1 protein-coding gene and 1 pseudogene are annotated in these 2,588 nt (G+C 61.4%); both read right to left on the reverse strand.

Annotated elements, in window-relative coordinates; all coding sequences use genetic code 11:
* Window positions 1-2,195: pseudogene (locus ACYSTU_RS26955) on the reverse strand (hypothetical protein); the annotation flags it as partial.
* A gap of 211 nt (window positions 2,196-2,406) precedes the next feature.
* A partial coding sequence (locus ACYSTU_RS26960; RefSeq protein WP_499002744.1) for a DUF6124 family protein occupies window positions 2,407-2,588 on the reverse strand: 182 nt, incomplete at its 5' end.

A 2,588-nucleotide genomic window follows, 5' to 3' on the forward strand; every position in this document is an offset into this window, starting at 1 on the left:
TGGGCAATTGGCAACACCGCCAACGTACGCGTCTGCGAGTCTTTCGGTTCCTGAGTGCCGCGTGTCACGGAGTAATCCAGGGTGATTGACTTGGCGAGGTTGAAGGCGAGCACCGAGACGGCCAGCGGTATTTCCTGCGCACCGACGGTGGTGACTGGCCATGGCTCGGTGGTGTGTGAGCCGGCAGCAGGCGTTCCGGGGGCGCCGGTCCAGCGGACGATGATCTTGTCGCCGACCAGCATGCCGTCATAGTCGATTACCGCCGTCAGTGCATTCTGGGCATCCAGCGGATCGAGGCTGGTGTTGTTCGGCGCTTCCTTGATTTTTGGTTCCTTCAGACCCAGCGCCACCCCGACACTGAACTCCAGCGGCTCGGCGTAACTGGTCCCGCCGGCCGCGCGTTTGATTTGGTATTTGGCGATCACCGTCCCGCCTTCGTTGCCCTTGATCATCGCGGCCGGGATCGGGAACGGCACTTCCTTGCCAGCGGTGAGTTCGTTCAGCTTGATCGAGTCGCGGTATTCGCCCGTGATTGAACCGATCCAGAACATGAAGACTTCGTCGCCGGTTACTGTTTCCGTGTACTTCACGGTCAGGGTGGTGCCGGCGGTGTCGGCTGGCAGGACGCCATCGACCACGCCGTCCACCTCCGGTTGAGGCAATTCCAGACGTGGTTTGCCGACTCGCAGGATGTCGGTGTGAATCGACTCGCGAACGGCGCGGGTGGCCTCGAACGGGTTCAGCGTGTCGAGCACTGTATCCGGGATCTGTAATTGGTAATAGAACTCCGCGGTGCCACCGTTGACCGGGTTCAGGTGCGCGCCATCAATGCTGTACAACAACGGTTCGGCTGCGACGATATCGTTGTGGGTGATGGGCCGAGTCGGCAGGTCTGGCAGGTAAGGCTTGAGGCCTGGCGTGGTGCCGAGCATGACTATCGTGAGGACCTGGCCTTCGGCGAAGGATTTGTCGAAAGGGATCTCGAGTTCTACTCGGTCCAGCGTCGGGTCCAGCGACCCGGAGTTCTCATCCGGCAAGATCGGCGCGGCCAGGCGCTTGACTTCGCCGATGGCGCGGATGAACTGGCTTTTGGAACGTAATTCAGCGGAGCCGTCGGCTTTTTCCAGGCGATACGACAAGGTGATCTGGGACTTGGCCAACTGGCGCAGCACGGCGTTGGGCGCCATGATTTCCATGATGCTCGGCACACTTTCCAGCTTCACGCCTGCTGAAGGTTCCCAATCAATCGGCGGCCCTTCGACCGGCGTGCCCTTGATCCTGATGAATACAAGGTCACCGATTTTGAACTTGTTCGTGTCCATGGCGATAATTTGCACGGTGCCGTCAGCATCGCCCAGCTTGTCAACGTCCAGTACGTTGTTCACCGTTTCCTTGAGCAACGGGGCGTCCGCCCGAGTCGTATCCACCGCCACCGGCACACGCTGCTCGGGGCTCCAGTCCTCGGAACGGTTGAACACGCAGTCGTACACCTCGAACACCACGGCCACGCCGGGAGCGTCGGCATCACCGGCCTCGCGGATGTCGGCTTCTTCAACTTTCACGATGATCAGCGTTTTGCCTTGGGCCTGCTCCTCGGTCAGCGGATCGCTGTAGACGTAGACGCCGCCCCAGCTGACGCGACAGACATCGCCGGCCGCGGCGAAGGGATAGGGCGGCGTGCCATCGTTGTTGCCGATGGTGATCGGCGCGCCCGCTGCCACGTTGCCTGCGTGGATGCCTTCAAGAATGTCCTGAGGAATGATCATGACCAGTTTGGAGTGCCCGCCGTCGCCGTTGTCATCGTGCCCGCCCGGACGAGTGAGCTTGACCCGCACCTGCATGACTTCGGACGGTTGATCCGTGCCGCCCAAAAGCTTGACCACATAGGATGCCGCGAACTGGCCATCGACCATGTGTCGAGGGGGCACGAACATGCTCAGTTGCGTGCCGACCTCGTCTTGGTCGACGGTTTCAACCCAGACGTTCTGCCCGGTGCCCCATAAGATCGTCAACTTGTCACCACACGCCATGTTCCCCCACGGGCCGGCCTGGCACTTCATGCCATGAAGCGGAAAGTTGCCCAGCGCGGCGGCGATGTTAATGCCCCAGACGTCGGGGTCCGTCGACACCGGGTTCTTGCTGCGACCAGGAATGACGAGTTCCGCGAGCAGCAGGGGGCTGTTGGGGCTGGACATGGCATCGACTCCGACGGAAAGGTGACGGAGTGAGTTAACGCGCGTTGGCGGAATTGCGCACCTGTCAGAGTTGACAGGTGCGCCGTGGTATCCGACGAGCGGTCGTCGTCGCGAACCAGCCCGGCCCACGTTTGGAATGCGGTCAAACTGTGGGAGCGAGCCTGCTCGCGAAGGGGCCAGAATGGACGGCCAACAGCTCAGCTTTCCTGCCTCACTGTGGCAATTCCAGATTATCCAGCACCCGATTCACCGCCAATTCCCCGAGCATGATCAACTGCGCAATCCCCATGAGCGTCCGGCGCTGCGATGGCTTCGCCAGCCCGGCGAATTCCTGGGCGATGGTTTTGGCCGAGGCGAGGGTTTCGCAGGCGTTGGCCAGCAGGTCTTCGTTTT

It is taken from the genome of Pseudomonas glycinis (genome assembly GCF_054871425.1).